Origin of the sequence: Butyrivibrio hungatei (assembly GCF_900101605.1) — a bacterium.
Taxonomy (GTDB): domain Bacteria; phylum Bacillota; class Clostridia; order Lachnospirales; family Lachnospiraceae; genus Butyrivibrio; species Butyrivibrio hungatei_B.
Map to the genome: position 1 here is coordinate 207,774 of NZ_FMUR01000006.1, position 18,873 is coordinate 226,646.

15 protein-coding genes are annotated in these 18,873 nt (G+C 41.3%); 3 read left to right on the forward strand and 12 right to left on the reverse strand.

Annotated elements, in window-relative coordinates; translation table 11 throughout:
* Nucleotides 1-64 precede the first annotated feature (64 nt).
* On the forward strand, nt 65-553 hold the full coding sequence (locus BLP87_RS05785) for a ribonuclease FAU-1 family protein (protein ID WP_074461841.1): 489 nt from the start codon (nt 65-67) through the stop codon (nt 551-553).
* Nucleotides 554-565: 12 nt separating this feature from the next.
* Here the strand turns inward: BLP87_RS05785 and BLP87_RS05790 are convergent, their stop codons facing one another.
* From BLP87_RS05790 to BLP87_RS05810, 5 genes are read right to left on the reverse strand one after another with little or no spacing between them, the layout of a single operon-like run.
* Nucleotides 566-1,048 carry a deoxycytidylate deaminase gene (locus BLP87_RS05790; RefSeq protein ID WP_074461842.1) on the reverse strand — a complete coding sequence of 161 codons (483 nt, stop codon included), beginning with the start codon at nt 1,046-1,048 and terminating at the stop codon, nt 566-568.
* Between the two features lie 9 nt (nt 1,049-1,057).
* Nucleotides 1,058-1,687, reverse strand: a complete 630-nt coding sequence (gene upp / locus BLP87_RS05795) for a uracil phosphoribosyltransferase (protein WP_074461843.1) — start codon at nt 1,685-1,687, stop codon at nt 1,058-1,060.
* A gap of 31 nt (nt 1,688-1,718) precedes the next feature.
* Nucleotides 1,719-2,147, reverse strand: a complete 429-nt coding sequence (gene rpiB / locus BLP87_RS05800) for a ribose 5-phosphate isomerase B (protein WP_074461844.1) — start codon at nt 2,145-2,147, stop codon at nt 1,719-1,721.
* Between the two features lie 36 nt (nt 2,148-2,183).
* Nucleotides 2,184-3,242, reverse strand: a complete 1,059-nt coding sequence (locus tag BLP87_RS05805) for an L-threonylcarbamoyladenylate synthase (RefSeq protein WP_074461845.1) — start codon at nt 3,240-3,242, stop codon at nt 2,184-2,186.
* Nucleotide 3,243: 1 nt separating this feature from the next.
* Entirely contained in the window at nt 3,244-4,860 is a 1,617-nt protein-coding gene (locus tag BLP87_RS05810; RefSeq protein WP_176756608.1) for a glycosyl hydrolase family 18 protein, read from the reverse strand.
* A gap of 863 nt (nt 4,861-5,723) precedes the next feature.
* Here BLP87_RS05810 and BLP87_RS05815 point away from each other — a divergent pair.
* Entirely contained in the window at nt 5,724-6,524 is an 801-nt protein-coding gene (locus BLP87_RS05815; protein WP_074461846.1) for an adaptor protein MecA, read from the forward strand.
* A 134-nt stretch (nt 6,525-6,658) separates the two neighbouring features.
* Here the strand turns inward: BLP87_RS05815 and nifJ are convergent, their stop codons facing one another.
* Nucleotides 6,659-10,189, reverse strand: coding sequence for a pyruvate:ferredoxin (flavodoxin) oxidoreductase (gene nifJ / locus BLP87_RS05820; RefSeq protein WP_074461847.1), 3,531 nt, complete (start codon nt 10,187-10,189; stop codon nt 6,659-6,661).
* Nucleotides 10,190-10,604: 415 nt separating this feature from the next.
* Here nifJ and BLP87_RS05825 point away from each other — a divergent pair, with 415 nt between their 5' ends.
* Entirely contained in the window at nt 10,605-10,775 is a 171-nt protein-coding gene (locus tag BLP87_RS05825) for a DUF362 domain-containing protein (protein ID WP_026656525.1), read from the forward strand.
* A 115-nt stretch (nt 10,776-10,890) separates the two neighbouring features.
* Here BLP87_RS05825 and dnaB read toward each other — a convergent pair whose 3' ends face one another.
* The 6 genes from dnaB to BLP87_RS05855 form a co-directional block, all read right to left on the reverse strand.
* Entirely contained in the window at nt 10,891-12,234 is a 1,344-nt protein-coding gene (gene dnaB / locus BLP87_RS05830; protein ID WP_026656524.1) for a replicative DNA helicase, read from the reverse strand.
* A gap of 3 nt (nt 12,235-12,237) precedes the next feature.
* Nucleotides 12,238-12,684 carry a 50S ribosomal protein L9 gene (gene rplI, locus BLP87_RS05835; protein WP_074461848.1) on the reverse strand — a complete coding sequence of 149 codons (447 nt, stop codon included), beginning with the start codon at nt 12,682-12,684 and terminating at the stop codon, nt 12,238-12,240.
* Nucleotides 12,685-14,742 (reverse strand): DHH family phosphoesterase, encoded by a 2,058-nt coding sequence (locus tag BLP87_RS05840; RefSeq protein ID WP_074461849.1) that lies wholly within the window; start codon nt 14,740-14,742, stop codon nt 12,685-12,687.
* A 120-nt stretch (nt 14,743-14,862) separates the two neighbouring features.
* Nucleotides 14,863-17,250 carry a phosphoketolase family protein gene (locus tag BLP87_RS05845; RefSeq protein ID WP_330389993.1) on the reverse strand — a complete coding sequence of 796 codons (2,388 nt, stop codon included), beginning with the start codon at nt 17,248-17,250 and terminating at the stop codon, nt 14,863-14,865.
* 382 nt (nt 17,251-17,632) lie between these two features.
* Nucleotides 17,633-17,818: a hypothetical protein gene (locus BLP87_RS05850; RefSeq protein WP_074461851.1), complete on the reverse strand. Its 186-nt coding sequence runs from the start codon at nt 17,816-17,818 to the stop codon at nt 17,633-17,635.
* A gap of 31 nt (nt 17,819-17,849) precedes the next feature.
* Nucleotides 17,850-18,857: a hypothetical protein gene (locus BLP87_RS05855; RefSeq protein ID WP_074461852.1), complete on the reverse strand. Its 1,008-nt coding sequence runs from the start codon at nt 18,855-18,857 to the stop codon at nt 17,850-17,852.
* Nucleotides 18,858-18,873 lie beyond the last annotated feature (16 nt).

Here is an 18,873-nt window from a genome sequence, read left to right on the forward strand (position 1 = left end):
TGACTTTCAAATTTAATAATAGTAAGATTTTCATAATATAATCATCAATATGGAAAGGACACATATGAATTATCCTATTCTATATCGAAAACGTTTCATACCGGATGAATGCGTTGAACTTAAGAATGACGAGATTCTTAAGCTTGACGAATCTGTCATGATCACCAAATGGAAAGCTCTTAAAAAAAGATCTGATATCTGCAACGGCTATTCCTGCTATTACTTCAAAGAAGGATACAAGATCAGCAAATTTCTGAAAGCAGATAACACCCTTTCGCGTTGGTACTTTGACATTATAACCTATGACCGCGATACTGAATCTAATACACTTACCGTGATTGATCTTCTTGCCGATGTCATAGTCTTTCCAGACGGCAAGATGAAGATTGACGATCTCGATGAATTGTCCGAAGCTTTTGAAAAAAAGCTTATCGATGAGTCTTTGCTCAAAAAGAGTCTGCTCTCCCTGAACAGACTCCTTAACGAAATCTACGAAAATGGCATATGCTCACTGACAGCGCCCATCGAAAAGATCATATCAGAGCAAGAATGATAAAACTCTTGATCAGATAGTAATCTTTATATCTCTTCCGCTTCGTTCATATTTGTAATATCTGACGCCCGCTGCATCAAACATCTTTTTTGATGCTCTTGTTGTCGCGGAAGATTCATATTTGTCGCTGTCATATACAACCGTCTTTATCCCTGCCTGAATGATTGCTTTTGCACATTCGTTGCAAGGAAAAAGAGATACATAGAGCTTTGCTCCGACGAGGCTTCCGCCTCTGTAATTTAAAATGGCGTTGAGCTCACTGTGAGTTACAAACGGATACTTAGTTGAAAGTTCATCCTCTCCGTCGCGTTCCCATGGGAAATCCTCATCTGAACATCCCTTTGGAAATCCGTTGTATCCCATGGAAAGAATGTTGTTATCCTCACTGACTATGCAACTGCCAACCTGTGTGTTTGGATCTTTTGATCTCATAGCTGCAAGCTTGGCAACTCCCATGAAATATTCATCCCATGATATATAGTCTTCTCTCTTCATGTCTGCTCCTTATTTGGTTCCAAATATTCTGTCTCCCGCATCTCCAAGTCCCGGAACAATGTAGCCATGTTCATTCAGCTTTTCATCCAAAGCGCCGACATAAATATCAACATCAGGATGCGCTTCCTGCATTGCTTTAAGCCCCTCGGGAGCAGCAATTATACACATAAAATGAATGTGCTTGCATCCTTTTTCTTTAAGCATATTTATAGCTGCAACAGAAGAACCTCCTGTAGCAAGCATCGGATCTACCACAAATATTTCTCTCTCTGAAACATCTGCAGGCATCTTACAATAATATTCCACAGGTTTAAGTGTCTCCGGATCTCTGTATAATCCGATATGTCCAACCTTAGCTGCAGGAATAAGAGCAAGCATGCCGTCAACCATTCCAAGGCCTGCACGCAAAATAGGAACTACGCAGAGTTTTCTGCCCTTTAGTTCCTTAACCGTTGTCTTGCATATAGGTGTTTCAATCTCAACATCATGTAACTGCAGTTCTCTTGTCGCTTCGTAACAAATAAGCATTGCTATTTCGCTTATTGTCTGTCTAAAGTCCTTGGTTCCCGTATCAATCCTTCTGATATATCCAATCTTATGCTGAATCAGAGGATGATCCATTATAACAACTTTTCCCATGCTGTCCTCCTAGCCTAAGAGCCCCTATTACTTATTCCTCAATTTTTGAAATTCTGCGACTGTGCTTCTCCATCTCAGAAAATTCCGTATCAAGAAATGTATCAACTATCTCGAGAGCAAGCAGATTTCCTACGAGTCCGCCTCCCATAGCAAGCATGTTTGCATCATTGTGTTCTCTTGTAAGTCTGGCTGATGTTGTCTCTGAGCAAAGAGCACATCTTATACCTTTAACTTTATTTGCAACAATAGAAATACCTATTCCCGTCGTGCAGATAACAATTCCTTTTTCACATTCCCCGCTTGCCACAGCTTCTGCTGCCGCTCTTCCAAAATCGGGATAATCACAGGATTCTTTACTGTATGTACCAAAATCTTTTACTTCGAATCCCCTTTTCTGTAAATGCTCTTTTACAACCTCTTTAAGGTCATATCCACCGTGATCGCTTCCAAGTGCTATCATGCCTGTTTCCTCTTTTCATATTATAATACAAATCCTTTATAAGGATATCACATTATGTCCGGCGGCTTTTAAGAGCCTGTTCATAATGGCCTGACCTATTCCGCTGTCATCAAACGATTCCGAAAACATAACGTCTATGCCTTCATCATCAAATTCTCTGAGCGCTTTAAACAACTCATGAGCTATTGTCTTTTCATCTTCTCTATTTCCGAGACTTTTGACCGTATCGGCTTTGTATAAAGAAGTTGTTGAATCGGTACCTATTACTCCGGTTCTCTTTCCTTCTTCCATAGCCTTTTTTGTCTCACCGTTAATATATTCAACAACTTTATCCTGCGGGCCGCTTACTATAGTAAGATTGCCCTTCGGCGCATAGTGCTTGTACTTCATTCCGGGTGCCTTGGGCTTAAGGTTTGAAGAACTGTCTATGATAGTCTTATCTATGGTTACTTCTCCAAGCACTTTCTCTATCATATCTGCGGTTATATATCCCGGCCTTAAGATCATCGGAACCTCCGATGTAAGATCGACGATTGTAGACTCAAGTCCTATTCCGACCTGGCCTCCGTCTATTATCATCTCAATCTTTCCGCCAAGATCTTCGACACAGTATCTCGCAACCGTAGGGCTTGGACGTCCCGACGTATTTGCACTCGGTGCCGCAATATATCCGCCCGAAGCCTTAATAAGTTCAAGCGCGATCTTATTGTTCGGCATCCTTATGGCCACCGTTCCAAGTCCGCCCGTTGTCTCAAGCGGAACTTTATCACTCTTATTCATTATCATGGTAAGAGGTCCGGGCCAATAAGCCTTGGCAAGCTTTAGGGCCGCCTCCGAAACACCGTCTGTTATTAATTCTAAATCCTTAATATCTGCAATGTGAACTATAAGCGGATTGTCAGACGGTCTTCCCTTAGCCGCGTATATCTTTTTGGAAGATTCGGGGTTAAGGGCGTCTCCGCCCAGTCCGTATACTGTCTCAGTCGGAAATGCCACAAGTCCGCCTCTTCTTATTACTTCTCCGGCTCGCTTTATTGCATTTTCTGCCTCGGCATTAATATTATTCTCGTCTATTACTACCAGCTCAGTTTCCAACTTACTGTCCCTCTGTATAACTTGTGATAACATCCCAGACATCACTGGATTCCTGTCCGATTGCCCACTCGGCAATTCCCGCAATATTTCTCGCTTTCATTGCCTCTATCTTCTTGGCAATAGACTGCGAATCTTCAACCCATATCTTACAAGGACTGCCGTCTTTTGTCGTACCTTCACCGTAATTCTGGCCTGCTTCTTCATCCCATGAAACCGATATTCCATTGGTTGAAAGATATTCTTGCACATTCTTCATATGTTGAACATAACTTCCGTATTTTCCGTCTTTTTCCTGCCATGCACGTGAATAGAACGGCACTGCATTTATAACTTTCGAAGGATCCACATCCTGAAGAACAAGATCAAGACCCTGCTCAACGAAACCTATGGAAGAGTTGGGTCCGGGTTCTCCACCGTCTGTATGTTCATCATATCCCATCAATATGATGTAATCCGCAACTACGCCCTGTTCTTTTATATTCATGAACTTATTGTAAATAGGATAATAGTTATCAATAGAAAATACTATTCCCTGTTGTCTGCACGCAATCGACATTTCTCGTACAAACTCAATAAACGGCTGTGATTTCTCTTCGGATAAAATACTCTCAAAATCAAGGTTTAAGCCATCTGCACCCAAAAGAGCAACCTGTGCCAAAGCTTCCTTTATTATCTTAGCTCTTTTCTCCGCATAAGGAAGAAGCTCCATAAGTTTGAACTTATCATTATTTTTCATATCATCAAAAATAACCCACACATCCATTCCCGCTGCATGTGCTTCCTTGACATAGTCTGCCGATCCGATACTTCCAACCGTTCCTTCTGCATCTTCAAAATAAAGCCACTGTGGCGCTATTACATTAATTCCCTTTGTATTGGATATATAATCTGTAAGTGTTGCATTTCCTGCTTCACTTCCGATGCTGTGGAACGCAAGATTGATCAGATGATCTTTCTTGATTCTCGTATACTCAGGTTCCTGATAATCCGTAACAGGCTCGGGTGTTACTTTTTTGGGATCCTTAAGTTTCTTTTTCTCTATATAACCTATGAGCGAATCTGCACTCTTTACCTGAATCCAGTTCTCAAACTCTTCAAGAAGTACGACTTCTTCGCCTTTATTAAGCCTTCTAAGGACATCACTCTTAGGGCCGCCCTTTACTCTAAGATCGGTCCTTCTTGCGATGGTAGCAACAGCCTGTTCATCCCATTTTGTCGTAAGCTGTATGTGATTAGGCTCTGTAAATGCTTCATATGCAAAATTACTGTATTTTTTCACATACTCAAGCGCAACATAGAGGGTATCGTCTCCCTCTTTGGAGATAACGTATTTCTCTTCTCCGGCTCCGCCGTTTGAATCCGTCCAACTGTTTTCTCCTATATTAGAAGTAATAATGGTATCCGGAGTTGTATACTTCAGCGTACCGTCTTCTTTACTGTAGTAGAACTTAGGATTAATGTTGTTACGGATAACTTCAAGATCTACATAGTATTCGCCGTCCCAGAGCTTTGCTCTTTTCTCTATGTACTCATCACCGAGTACGATTGCAACGTCATCTTTACCCTTTATATCAAAATAGGCTTTAAGATCTGCTTTTTTATTACTATATGAAAACATATGAACAAGTGAATCTAAATCTTCTCCACTTTGAACTACGAAAACTGCTCCTAAAATTAAAATAAGGGCGATTATAAAAACCGCCGGATTAAATCTCCTTCTTGGTCTTCTGCGGGATCCTCTCCTGGATCGGGATCTTGACCCGGATCTTCTTCTCGAATTGGGGCTTGGTCTTCGTCTTGTATTTCTTCTTGTCATTATCTAGCTCCTTTACAATCGCCCTCTATTATAACAGACTATTAACTAAACGTCATTATGAATGTCCCCTAAAGCAATATATTTAACTATTTATTGTATATGTTATGGCGGGAACCTCTTTATAAAAATTTCATTTGATGTTTTTATTGCAGTTTTTGGGGACATTCTATCCGAAACGAAGGCCAAAAGGTCATTTCTTTGTGATAATTCCTTGCTAGACCATTTTATCGTTTCAAATATGATTTGACGTATATTAATCTGTATGAGACACCACTTCGCAAACCCTTGTTTCTACGCTCAAATACAGCGCAAATATATGGTATAATGATATTGTAAACAATATCTTTTGTTTATGCTCAAATCTGTTGTGATGTAATAATTTTTGGGATTTATTTTGAAACTATCTGTAAGACATTCTGCGAAGAAACGCAGAACCATAGATCAGTAGATAAATAATTCCTCAATCGCCTCCTTCCCGGATTCATATCCTCGAAAGGCGTCTCACAAAAAATATCATAACAGATAAATCTTAAGATTTACCGTCGAAATTTCTTAAGATTTTATGTAGATGCGAATTTATTTTTAAAATATGTCGATACATCTATTGACATCGAAAACTCAATAAATTAGTATCTATGTATTCCAAAGTCAGGAGGTAACGCATCATGAAGATAGAAAAAGTCAACGATCACCAAATCCGATGCACGCTTACCAGAGATGACCTTGCGAAACGCGACCTTAAGATAACAGAACTTGCGTATGGTACCGACAAAGCAAAAGAACTTTTCCAAGATATGATGCAGCAAGCAAATATAGCATTCGGTTTTGATGCAGAAGATACCCCGCTTATGATAGAAGCTATACCGATCAATTCTGAATGTATCGTTCTTGTAATCACTAAAGTAGATGATCCTGAAGAATTGGATACCAGATTTTCCAATTTCGCCCCTTCGGTTCACGAGGAAGACTCTGATGATGAAGAATATGAGGATTACGAAGAAGCAGATTACGACGGAAATGAGGAAGCGGACGTTTCTTCTCTCTTTAAAAGACTGCAGCACAGCAACTTGAATGAGTATCAGGACTATAATGCAGGGAATACTTCATCAGATGTAAAAAAACTTAAGGAGAAAACTTCAAGCGTCAAGAAAAAAGACCAACCGATAGGAAGAGGCATACAGATTTTTTCTTTTGATTCTTTGCATGAAGCAAGCAAATTCGCGGTTATTGTAAGCAAGAAATTTAATGGCGAGAACACATTATATAAGGATGAAACAAAAGGTAAGTATTACCTGATCCTTCATCAAGGTGATCTTGAAGATAATCTCTTCAAAAATATCTGTTCCTTATTAACAGAATACGGAACGGCAAAATTTGGAAGTAGTGCTGAGGAACAATATTTATCGGAGCATTACTCCATTGTTATTAAGAGCAACGCAGTACAGGCTCTTTCAGCAATTCAGTAAACAAGTAAATATTTAATGCAGGAGAAATCAATGTCTTTCTCCTGCATTTTTTGTGTCAAAAAGAGAAGCAACTGTCGAAATGACAATTGCTTCTCTTTTTATTTCTTATATCTCACAGAATCTATTTCTATGAATTACTCATTTCCATACAAAGAAACAAGTTTCTCAAGATATGCTCTGTGTTCCTTAGCATGCTCAGCTGCTTTTGCATTGAGCTCTGCTGCTCTCTCAGGATTCTTGAGCTTAAGTGAAAGGTATCTGACCTCTCCGTCAAGGAAGCTCTGGAAGTCCTCTGTAGCAGGCTTGCTATCAAGAGTGAACTTCTTGTCTGCCTGAGGATTGAATCTGAACATATCCCAATATCCTGTAGCAACAGCCTTCTTCTCTTCATCCATAACCTTGTTCATGCCGGCCTTAAGACCCTGGTTGATACAAGGAGCATATGCGATGATAAGTGAAGGTCCCGGATATGCCTCAGCCTCAGAGATTGCCTTGATTGTCTGGTTCATATCAGCACCCATAGCGATCTGAGCAACGTAAACATATCCATAGCTCATAGCAATTGAAGCAAGGTCTTTCTGTTTAATCTCTTTTCCACCTGCTGCGAACTGTGCAACAGCACCTGTAGGAGTAGCCTTAGATGACTGTCCGCCTGTATTTGAGTAAACCTCAGTGTTAACAACGAGAACGTTTACATCCTTACCGGAAGCAAGTACGTGGTCGAGACCACCGAATCCGATATCGAATGCCCATCCGTCACCACCGAAGATCCACTGTGACTTCTTAGCTGCGAAGTCTTTATTCTTCTTGATGTATTTAGCTGCATCTGAATTGTCGCCTTCAAGAGCTGCAATAAGTTCATTTGTAGCTGCTGTATTCTCAGCACCGTTACTGAATGTATCAAGCCACTTCTGAGCTGCATCCTTAGCTTTTCCGCCATCGGCTACTACAGTCTCAACCTGCTCTTTGATTGCATCACGAAGTGCGTTCTGAGCAAGTACCATACCCATACCAAACTCTGCGTTGTCCTCGAACAATGAGTTATCCCATGCAGGTCCGTGACCTTCCGCATTTACGGTATAAGGTGTTGAAGGTGAAGAGTTACCCCAGATTGATGTACATCCTGTAGCATTTGCAACGTACATTCTGTCACCAAAGAGCTGAGTAACAAGTTTAACGTAAGGTGTCTCACCACAACCTGCGCATGCTCCCGAGAACTCAAGGAGAGGCTGCTTGAACTGAGATCCTCTGATTGTTGTAGCTTTGAGCTTCTCAACTACATCTTTCTTCTCAGGAAGAGTTACAGCGTAGTCGAAGTACTTCTGCTCATCCTTATTATCTGCGATTGCACCCATCTTAAGTGTCTCGCCTGCCTTATTTCCAAGACATACATTTGCGCAAGATCCGCATCCTGTACAGTCAAGAGCCGAAATAACGATTGAGAACTTGTATCCGGGTACACCGTTAACATCCTTAGTCTGAAGTCCTTCAGGTGCCTTAGCAACTTCGTCGTCTGTAAGAGCAACTGTACGGATTGCTGCGTGAGGACATACAAGTGAACAGAATCCACACTCTACGCACTTTGTAGCATCCCACTTAGGAACATTAACCGCGATACCTCTCTTCTCGTATGCAGCCGATCCTGAAGGTGTAGCACCATCAACGTAAGGAAGACAATCTGAAACCTTAAGGTTGTTACCTTCCTGAGCATTAACCTTAGTCTGGATATTATTAACGAAGTCGATAACATCCTTTCTGCTTCCCTCAGCCTTCTTGAAGTCAAGGCCTTCATCCTTGGCATCTTTCCAAGACTCAGGAATCTCAACCTTGATAAGGTTCTTCGGATCTGCTCCGGCATCGATAGCTGCCCAGTTCTTCTTAACGACATCTTCACCCTTACGGCCGTATGTCTTCTGTGCTGCATCTTTCATGAACTTAATTGCATCATCTTCAGGAATGATCTTTGTAATGTTGAAGAATGCCGACTGAAGAATTGTGTTAATTCTTGTAGGTCCCATTCCAACTTCAACACCGATCTTAGAACCGTTCATGATATAGAAGTTGATCTTATGATCGTACATGAACTTCTTAACCTGTCCGGGAATCTCAGTCTCGAGCTGTTCTACTGTCCAAGGGCAGTTAAGAAGGAATGATCCTCCGTCCACAATTTCCTGAACCATGTTGAACTTGCGGATATATGAAGGATTGTGGCATGCTACGAAGTCTGCCTTCTTGATAAGGTATGTTGACTTGATGGGAGTCTTACCAAATCTAAGGTGAGACATTGTAACACCACCTGACTTCTTAGAGTCATAATCAAAGTATGCCTGAGCATACATGTCAGTGTTGTCACCGATAATCTTGATAGAGTTCTTGTTTGCACCAACAGTACCGTCAGCACCAAGTCCCCAGAACTTACAGTTTGTTGTTCCCTCGGGAGTTGTAACAAGAGGAGCACCAACCTTAAGTGAAAGGTTTGTTACGTCATCTTCGATACCGATAGTGAACTCTTCTTTTTCTGTATTCTCAAATACTGCAACAATCTGTGCAGGAGTTGTATCTTTTGAACCAAGTCCATAACGTCCGCAGAATACAGGAACGCTCTCGAACTTTGTTCCCTTAAGAGCTGCGATAACATCAAGAGCAAGAGGCTCACGATATGATCCGGGCTCCTTTGTTCTGTCGAGAACCTGGATTCTCTTAACAGAATCAGGAATAGCTGCTACAAGAGCTTTTGCTGAGAAAGGTCTGTAAAGTCTGACTTTTACAACACCGACCTTCTTGCCCGTTTTCTCAAGGTAATCGATTGTCTCCTCGATTGTATCGTTTACAGAACCCATAGCAACGATAACCACTTCTGCATTAGGATCTCCGTAGTAGTTAAAGAGCTTATAGTCTGTACCAATCTTGGCATTAACTTTATCCATATACTTCTGAACGATGTCAGGAAGTTCATTATAGCCTGTGTTACAAGCTTCTCTTGTCTGGAAGAAAATGTCGGGATTCTGAGCTGAACCCATCTGGCACGGATGATTGGGATTCAAAGCATTTGCCTTGAAAGCATCAATGGCATCGTGATTTACCATCTCATCAAGATCCTTGTAATCCCACACTTCGATCTTCTGAATCTCGTGTGATGTACGGAATCCGTCAAAGAAATTAATGAAAGGAATACGTCCTTCAATAGCTGCGCAGTAAGCAACAGGTGTTAAGTCCATAACTTCCTGTACGCTTGAATCACAGAGCATTGCTGCACCTGTCTGACGGCAAGCATAAACGTCTGAATGGTCGCCAAAAATGTTGAGCGCATGTGAAGCTACGCAACGAGCCGATACGTTGAATACTCCGGGAAGTCTCTCACCGGCAACTTTGTAGATGTCAGGGATCATAAGAAGAAGACCCTGAGAAGCGGTATATGTAGATGTAAGAGCACCTACTACCAATGATCCGTGTACAGCACCTGCTGCACCCGCCTCAGACTGCATCTCTGTAATCTGAACCGTACGACCGAAAATATTTTTCTTTCCGGCTGTTGCCCACTCATCTACATGTTCAGGCATAACAGATGAAGGGGTGATAGGGTACATGGCAGCAACTTCGGTAAATGCATATGAAGCATATGCAGCAGCCTCGTTACCGTCCATGGTTTTCATGTTTCTAGCCATTTTGTTTCCTCCTACCTTTATTTGGATTATTTTTGGCACATTTATTAAATTGTGTTAAAAAAAAAGAAATAGTGTAACAATTCCGTATACACGCTTCAATCTTTAAAAAAAGCGATGCGGTCTTATTTTCACTCATGTTCTGCCAAATTCAATACTATCATTAAATCCATGCAGATGTCAATGCGCACAAGGCTTTCAGCTACTTTACAGCAACTTTTTCAACCCTATTGTGTAGTCGTTATTATCTGTTAATTTTTTATCATTTTGCGATATTTACTGAGAAAAGTTTTTGTTTACTATATTGCCTAAATATCATTATTATTATATGATATAGACGTATTAAAGATTGGTAATGGCAAGATACCAGTCGTTTTTTGATACACACAATTGCACTTTAATATGGAAGGAGATTATTATGGCATACGTTATTAATGATGGCTGCATCAGCTGTGGCTCATGCGCTGCTCAGTGTCCTGTTTCTGCAATTTCACAGGGTGACTCACAGTTCGTTATCGACGCAAATACATGCATCGACTGCGGATCTTGTGCTGCTCAGTGTCCTGTAGGTGCTATCACACAGGGCTAACGCCAAGCAAGTAAATAATAAAGAGCATTTTCCAAGTTTACTTGGATAAATGCTCTTTTTTATTTTCAAATAATTGGCTTTAGCCCTATGAGCTTGCCTCACTATCTTTTCTGCCTCAATGCCCCTTCTCCAAGTTCGCAAACTTGGTAAATTCGGGAAGCCAAAGAAGATCAACCGTTCCGATCGGGCCATTTCTCTGCTTTGCAATGATAATGTCCGCAACACCTTTTTTCTCAGTGTCTTTGTTATAGTAATCATCTCTATAAATGAACATTACCATGTCGGCGTCCTGCTCGATAGCTCCGGATTCTCGAAGGTCTGAAAGCATGGGCCTATGATCGGGTCTTTGCTCAACCGCACGGGAAAGCTGCGAGAGCGCAACAACCGGTACATTAAGCTCTCTGGCAAGAGCTTTAAGAGATCTTGAAATATCCGATATTTCCTGCTGACGCGATTCGGAGCCTCTTCCGGATCCGCCTGTCATAAGCTGCAAGTAGTCGATCATGATTATATTAAGCCCATGATCCATCTTGTACTTTCTGCACTTTGATCTAAGCTCCTGAATGGAAATACCGGGAGTATCATCTATGATAAGTTTGGAAGAGCCGACAACATCTGCGCTTTCGATGAGGTTTTCCCAGTCCATATCAGACATATTACCCGTTCTGATATGCTGTGAATCAACATGAGACTCCATCGCAAGCAATCTGTTTACGAGCTGTTCCTTTGACATTTCTAGCGAAAATATAGCAACGCATTTATTGTCATGGAAAGCCATATGCTCTGCAATATTAAGTACAAACGCCGTTTTACCCATTGAAGGTCTTGCCGCGATAAGAATCAGATCGGATGGCTGAAATCCTGCCGTACTGTAATCAAGATCAAGGAAACCGGTAGAAAGGCCTGTAACATTTCCTTTCATCTTACTTGCCTGCTCTATTCGGTTCAACGCATTCATAACTACCTGGTCGATAGAAACGAATTCACCCGTATTTCTCTTCTGCGTGATCTGGAATACACTCTTTTCAACATCATTGAGTATTCCTTCCATATTCTCAGAATTTGAATAACATGTATTTATTGTCTCTTCACTTACGCGAATCAGTTTTCTTAGTGTAGATTTATCTGCAACTATCTGAGCATAATACTTTACATTTGCAGATGTAGGTACTGCAGAAACCAGCTCACCTATATACTCGGCACTGCTGACCTGTGGCGGAACATTTTTTTCCCTGAGCCTGTTTTGAAGCGTGACAAAATCAACAGCGCTTCCTTCACGGTTCAGTTCTACCATTGTCTCAAATACTGTTCCGAGTTGCCTGTTATAAAAATCGTCCGGATTAACAATCTCGGACGCAATTTCTATTGCTTCTTTATCCATAAGCATCGCACCCACAACAGATTGTTCCGCTTCCAGACTATTGGGGGCGACACGCTTTAATAGAGTCTCCTCTGCCATTTCTTATTGTTCCTTTACGCTCACTTTTAACACCGTAGTAACCTGAGGATGAAGTTTGACCGGAATCTCATAAGTTCCAAATGATTTAATAGCTTCCGGCATCTGAAGTTTCTTTTTATCAATATCAAATCCAAACTGAGCTTTTGCTGCCGTCACTATTTCTTTTGAAGAAACAGATCCAAATACTCTTCCGCCCTCTCCGGCTTTCATTGTGAGTTGCACTGTCTCTTTGCTTATCTTTTCACCGTATGCTTTAGCTTCGTCAAGACGCTGCTGCGCCAAAATTGAATCTCTTTTCTGCTGATTTTTAAGCTCATTAAGATTTTTCTGTGTAGCTTCTACTCCGAGCTTTTTGGGGATAACAAAGTTCTTGGCATATCCGTCGCTTACTTTTACGATCTCGCCTTTTTTACCCAAACTCTTTACATCTTCAAGTAATATAACCTGCATTTATGACAATTCTCCTTCTTCAATCATTTTATCAATTTCGTCCTTAACTACGTCAACAGCCTCTTCAAGAGACATTCCGTCTATCTGGCATCCGGCTGAGCTCATGTGGCCGCCGCCGCCAAGTCTCTCCATAATGATCTGAACATTGACTTCGTCTATGGATCTTGCACTCACGTATACTTTGTTCTGATAATCGGTACAGACAAAACTTGCTCTTACACCTTTTATGTTAAGAAGCTCGTTTGCCGCCTGCGCTCCTATTATTGTAGGGCTTTGTATATCATCATTCTTCATAATGGAAATAGCATATCTGTCACGATATATCTCAGCCTGGCTGACTGCATCGGCCTTAGCTTTATACTCATCGGCATCTTCACGGAACAGCTTTCTGACTCTTGTCACATCTGCGCCGTTTCTCCTAAGAAATGCTGCCGCCTCAAAAGTTCTGACACCGGTCTTGTTCATAAAGTTATTGGTATCAACCACCATTCCGGAATAAAGACTGTCAGCCTCTTCATTATGAATCTTGACATTCTCTCCGATGTACTGAAGAATCTCTGAAACCATCTCGCACGCTGATGAAGCATACGGCTCAACATATGATAGCGTGGCATTTTCTATAACTTCCGTTCCCGCTCTGTGGTGATCGAGAACAACAATAGTCTTACAGAATCTCAACAGTTCCGGGCACTCTGTAATGCTCGGTTTATTAACGTCAACAACTACCAAAACGGTATTGTTTCCGGCAATATCAATTGCCTGCTGATTGTTGATGATCATATCGTCTTCGTAATCGGGATTACTCTTGAACAGATCGACAAGCGGCTGCATTGATGCCGTCACATCGTTTAAAACTATGTGACACTTCTTTTCCAAAGTTCTGGCAATCCTGTAAATTCCGACAGATGCGCCAAAACTGTCCACATCTCCCAATCTGTGTCCCATTACGATAACGGTATCTTTTCCGGAAATAATCTCACGAAGAGCATGAGCTTTAACTCTCGCTTTAACTCGGGTGCTCTTTTCAATAGTCTGGCTCTTTCCGCCGTAGTAAGATGTGCTGTCCACGCTCTTAACAACAGCCTGATCTCCGCCTCGTCCAAGCGCAAGATCGATGGCATTACGCGCAAACTCATAATTCTGCGCATATGAAAGTCCGTCAAGACCAAGTCCGATACTGAGCGTTACAGCCATCTCATTTCCGATATTGACGGTCTTAACATCTTCAAGGATATCAAATCTCTGCTGAATAAGCGTCTCACAAGACTTCTTGGGCATTACAACGAAATACTTATCTTTTTCTATCTTTTTGGAAATACCGTTGCTTGAAGCAATGTATTTATTGATCTTTCTGTCTATAAGAGCGGTCAAAAGAGATCTTCTAACCTCTTCTACACTGTTCAGAGCCTCTTCATAGTTATCTATATAGATAAGTCCCGCCGCAAGCGACTGGTTATCAACTTCCTGAATAGCAAGTCTAAGCGCCGTTTCATCATATAGATAAACCGCTATAAGGCTTCCCTCATAGCTCTCGGCATCTATAATATCGCTGTTTACAGCCATCTCGTGAAGAGATATTCTTTTAAACTTGATAGTGAAATTGCTGTTCTCGTAATCTACTTTATAAGATACTTCCTCGTTATCAACGGGAAACTTATCAGCAGCTATTCCCGGGAAAAGAGAAAAAATAGTCTTCTTATAAAGTCCCTTTTCTATATGAACTGCTTTTTCAAATGCTGTATTTGCCCAGACAATTTTTCCAGAATCGTCAAGAATGGCATGCGCAAGATCGAGCTCTTTAAGCAATCTCTTCTGAATCTGCCCATACTGCGTCGCGAAGCTTATAAGCTCATTCATTATAATCGGCTTATTATAGAAATTAAGGTACATGACTGAAACAAAATAAAAACCTGTAAATATCAAAAGAATCAGACCCGCTGAGTCATCAACAATAAATACCGCAATATTTACAAAAAGTAACATAATACCCAAGTAAGCCAATACTTTAAGATATGTCACTAATTTACCTTTTAGTTTGATTCTGTTTTTAGTAGCCATATTTTTTGGTCCTCTTCCGGAATCCTTTAGACATTCCATTCCTTATTATAACATAAAAGGCATCTGCGACAATACGTCGCAGACGCCTCCGATAATATTTGAATATAAAGAAGAATGTGATTACTTCACACCTGTCCACTTCCACTCAGCAACTTCGGGCATATCTACACCAATGTCGTGAATGTATGTCTTATGCTCAACGAGCTTATCTCTCATCTTCTGAATGAGGAATGCGCCCTTGTTGCCAAACTGAGGCATGTTGTTAAGCATAGCGATAACGAGATCGAAACGGTCGATCTTGTTCTGAACTCTCATGTCGAAAGGAGTTGTGATTGTTCCCTCTTCATGATATCCATAAACGTGGATGTTTCTGTTTGTTCTTGTATATGTAAGCTCATGGATAAGAGTCGGATATCCATGGAATGCAAATACAATAGGCTTATCCTTTGTAAAGATTGTATCGTACTCTACGTCTGAAAGTCCGTGAGGATGCTTGTTCTTAGGCTCCATCTTCATAAGATCGACAACGTTTACGAAACGAACCTTAACTTCAGGCATCTCTCTGTGGAGAATATCAACTGCAGCAAGAGCCTCAAGTGTAGGTGTATCACCGCAGCATGCAAGTACGATATCAGGCTCTTCACCTGTATCTGTTGAAGCCCAATCCCAAATGCCGATACCCTGTGTGCAGTGCTTAACAGCCTGCTCCATTGTAAGCCACTGTGGTCTTGGATGCTTACTTGCTACAATAGCATTTACGTAGTTCTTACTCTTCAAGCAGTGATCCATTGTTGAGAGCAAGCAGTTAGCATCGGGTGGAAGATAAAGTCTTACAACGTCTGCCTTCTTATTTGAAATATGGTCAAGGAATCCGGGATCCTGATGTGTGAATCCGTTGTGATCCTGCTGCCATACGTTTGATGTAAGAAGAAGGTTAAGAGATGCGATAGGCTGTCTCCATGAAAGACCGTTGCAAACCTTAAGCCACTTAGCATGCTGTGCTGCCATTGAATCTATAATACGGATGAATGCTTCATAACTTGCGAAGAATCCGTGTCTACCTGTAAGAAGGTATCCTTCAAGCCATCCTTCACACATATGCTCTGAAAGCATTGAATCCATTACACGTCCGTCTGATGCAAGGAACTGGTCTGTATCTTTGTCGATAGGATTGTTCCAATCACGGTTTGTAACTTCAAATACCTTGTTGAGACGGTTAGACATTGTCTCGTCAGGTCCGAAGATACGGAAGTTCTTGTGCTCGTCATTAAGCTTGAATACGTCTCTGATGTATCCGCCAAGCTCGATCATATCCTGCTTCTCAACTGAACCGGGAGCGGGAACATCGATAGCATAATCACGGAAATCAGGAAGTCTGAGATCGTGAAGAAGCTTACCACCGTTTGCATGAGGGTTAGCACCGATACGTCTGTCTCCCTTAGGAGCAAGCTCCTCAAGCTCAGGAATGAGACGTCCGTTCTCATCAAAGAGTTCCTCTGCATGATAGCTCTCGAGCCATTCCTTGAGGATATCAAGGTGCTCAGGCTTATCCATCATTACAGGTACCTGGTGTGCCTGGAATGAGCCCTCGATCTTGTTTCCGTCTACGAACTTAGGTCCTGTCCATCCCTTAGGAGTACGAAGAACGATCATAGGCCATACAGGTCTTGTTGTATCGCCTGTTGTTCTTGCATTCTTCTGAATAGCCTTAATCTCATCCATAACAACATCGAGAGTTTCAGCCATCTTACGATGCATTTCCTTAGGATCTGATCCTTCAACGAAGTAAGGCTTCCAGCCGTTACCCTTGAAGAATGCCTCAAGCTCCTCGTGTGAAAGACGAGAAAGAATTGTAGGGTTAGAAATCTTAAATCCGTTAAGATGAAGAATAGGAAGAACAGCTCCATCAGAAACGGGGTTAAGGAATTTATTTGACTGCCATGATGTAGCAAGAGGTCCTGTCTCAGCCTCACCGTCACCAACTACACATGCAGCGATAAGTTCAGGGTTATCAAATACAGCACCGAAAGCGTGTGCAATAGAATAACCAAGCTCACCACCCTCATGGATAGAACCGGGAGTCTCAGGAGCAACGTGGCTTGAGATACCGCCGGGGAATGAGAACTGCTTGCAAAGCTTCTGTAAACCATCCATATCACGGCTTACGTTAGGATATACTTCACTGTATGATCCCTCAAGATATGTGTTGGCTACGAAGAAGTTTCCGCCGTGGCCGGGACCTGAGATAAGGATCATGTCCTGATCATACTTATTGATCACTCTGTTGAGGTGAACATAAATAAAGTTCTGTCCGGGAACTGTTCCCCAGTGTCCTACGATTTTCTTTTTGATATGCTCCTTCTTAAGTGGTTCACGAAGAAGCGGGTTCTCAAGAAGGTACAACTGTGCTGCTGCGAGGTAATTAGTTGCACGCCAGTAGGCGTCCATTTTTCCTAAATACTCATCAGTAATTTCCATGTGATTCATATTATTCCTCTCCCTTTTTATTGATTACATACCGGCGTTATTTATCACCGATACTATGTGCCATATCAAACCTCTGTATATCTCTTTATAAAATCTCGTGGTCGTTGATATATCTATTGTAAGATAAGCTATTTGAAGAACATTTACTATATTATTATTGCTAAATCTTTATCAATTATTGCTATTGTGAAAAAAATGTCGCTCCCTCATATCCTGTAACCCGCATGGTTGTGCGTTCTGTTAATAATATAGCAATTGTGCAATCGCAAATAATGCTTCTGCCATATGAAACTTTTATAGAGAATTCGCCTTATTTTATCACATTTTCATGGGTTTTCTTGTTATTTTATAGATATTTAATAAACGTGATTGCATCAATTGCAACCACGTTTATTTTCACTCACTACATATCATCCGAATCATCTGTAAGGAACAGCATTCCTAAAAGCCAGTCATCATCCCTCTCCCTTTGGAGCTGTTTTTGCTTGCGGTCAAACTCTTTGCGTTCCTGCTTCCCCATGTTTTTCACAAGCTTCTTGTACTGACTGTCCGAAAGTCGCACATCCTTATCACTCTTTCCAAAAAACATAACCGTCACCATCCTTTCAAAAACTACGCGATCAGGTATTTTCTTTTACATACTCTGCAATTTCCTCATAATTTTTTTGCCATGAATCGTATCCCTTCTCTCCCCTTCTGTCCGGGATTTCAAATCGCCTCTTAAGCTCCCCGCCGAGATAATGAGTGAATTTATATGCTCCCCAATAATTTAAATGTGATTCATCATTAAAATCTTTTTCAAAATCAAGTCCGATCTCGCCGTAATCATAGTTCGTACTGTTAAACTGCACACCATAATACTCTGCGATCTCTTTTAGTCTGTTATATACTTTTTCATCTTCCGCAGATGTGATATACGGGGTCACGACAAGAAACAGTTCAATATCATTTTCCTGCGTATATTCAATAATCTTGGTAAGGTAAATCTCCGACTTAACAGTAACCCCTACACTTGCCGTCTCATCAATTACCGGTTCTTCCTGCGGCTCCCGCTTTAGGTATGGCGTAAAGCCTTTAAAATTCTGCAGATCCTTCCTTACAGTAAACGGATAAAGAAAATCTTCCGCTTTAAGTGTGTCAACCCTTCCATGATATGTGACAAAATCAGGAAAAATCCTGCCAATCTTGCGCGGTTCAACACTGTCAACGATCATCCCCAATTTATTCATTGAAAATCTCATTCCGTTAAGATTCTGATTAAGCCAAACGTACTGATAATCATCCTTAAACCTTGCCGGAGAATATAGATCAAGCACAACAACTTTCGGATTCTGATACTTGCAAAATTCTCTCAGGTAATAATAGGTACACCACAACGGTTGCTCGGCAGCGCTGTAATCATAAGACGCTATACCGTGCTCATTCCACAAAAGTCCCGTATCTATATCGCAGTGCACATGGCTTGAGCCCATCATCACCACGTCAATTGTATTTTTTGGTTGATAATACAACCCTCTTGCCTGATTTATTCCATGCGCCGACTTTATACAAAACACACCGTCAAGATACCATAGAGTAAAGATTGTCAGGCATATGAAAAAAATCTGTAAAACCCTCTTTTTTAACATATAATGCGTTACCCCG

What these genes read in the sequence shown, in the direction of transcription:
- BLP87_RS05785 (WP_074461841.1), top strand. Translation starts at nt 65, where the DNA reads ATGAATTATCCTATTCTATATCGAAAACGTTTCATACCGGATGAATGC.
- BLP87_RS05790 (WP_074461842.1), bottom strand. Translation starts at nt 1,048, where the DNA reads ATGAAGAGAGAAGACTATATATCATGGGATGAATATTTCATGGGAGTT.
- upp (WP_074461843.1), bottom strand. Translation starts at nt 1,687, where the DNA reads ATGGGAAAAGTTGTTATAATGGATCATCCTCTGATTCAGCATAAGATT.
- rpiB (WP_074461844.1), bottom strand. Translation starts at nt 2,147, where the DNA reads ATGATAGCACTTGGAAGCGATCACGGTGGATATGACCTTAAAGAGGTT.
- BLP87_RS05810 (WP_176756608.1), bottom strand. Translation starts at nt 4,860, where the DNA reads ATGTTTTCATATAGTAATAAAAAAGCAGATCTTAAAGCCTATTTTGAT.
- BLP87_RS05815 (WP_074461846.1), top strand. Translation starts at nt 5,724, where the DNA reads ATGAAGATAGAAAAAGTCAACGATCACCAAATCCGATGCACGCTTACC.
- nifJ (WP_074461847.1), bottom strand. Translation starts at nt 10,189, where the DNA reads ATGGCTAGAAACATGAAAACCATGGACGGTAACGAGGCTGCTGCATAT.
- BLP87_RS05825 (WP_026656525.1), top strand. Translation starts at nt 10,605, where the DNA reads ATGGCATACGTTATTAATGATGGCTGCATCAGCTGTGGCTCATGCGCT.
- dnaB (WP_026656524.1), bottom strand. Translation starts at nt 12,234, where the DNA reads ATGGCAGAGGAGACTCTATTAAAGCGTGTCGCCCCCAATAGTCTGGAA.
- rplI (WP_074461848.1), bottom strand. Translation starts at nt 12,684, where the DNA reads ATGCAGGTTATATTACTTGAAGATGTAAAGAGTTTGGGTAAAAAAGGC.
- BLP87_RS05840 (WP_074461849.1), bottom strand. Translation starts at nt 14,742, where the DNA reads ATGGCTACTAAAAACAGAATCAAACTAAAAGGTAAATTAGTGACATAT.
- BLP87_RS05850 (WP_074461851.1), bottom strand. Translation starts at nt 17,818, where the DNA reads ATGTTTTTTGGAAAGAGTGATAAGGATGTGCGACTTTCGGACAGTCAG.
- BLP87_RS05855 (WP_074461852.1), bottom strand. Translation starts at nt 18,857, where the DNA reads ATGTTAAAAAAGAGGGTTTTACAGATTTTTTTCATATGCCTGACAATC.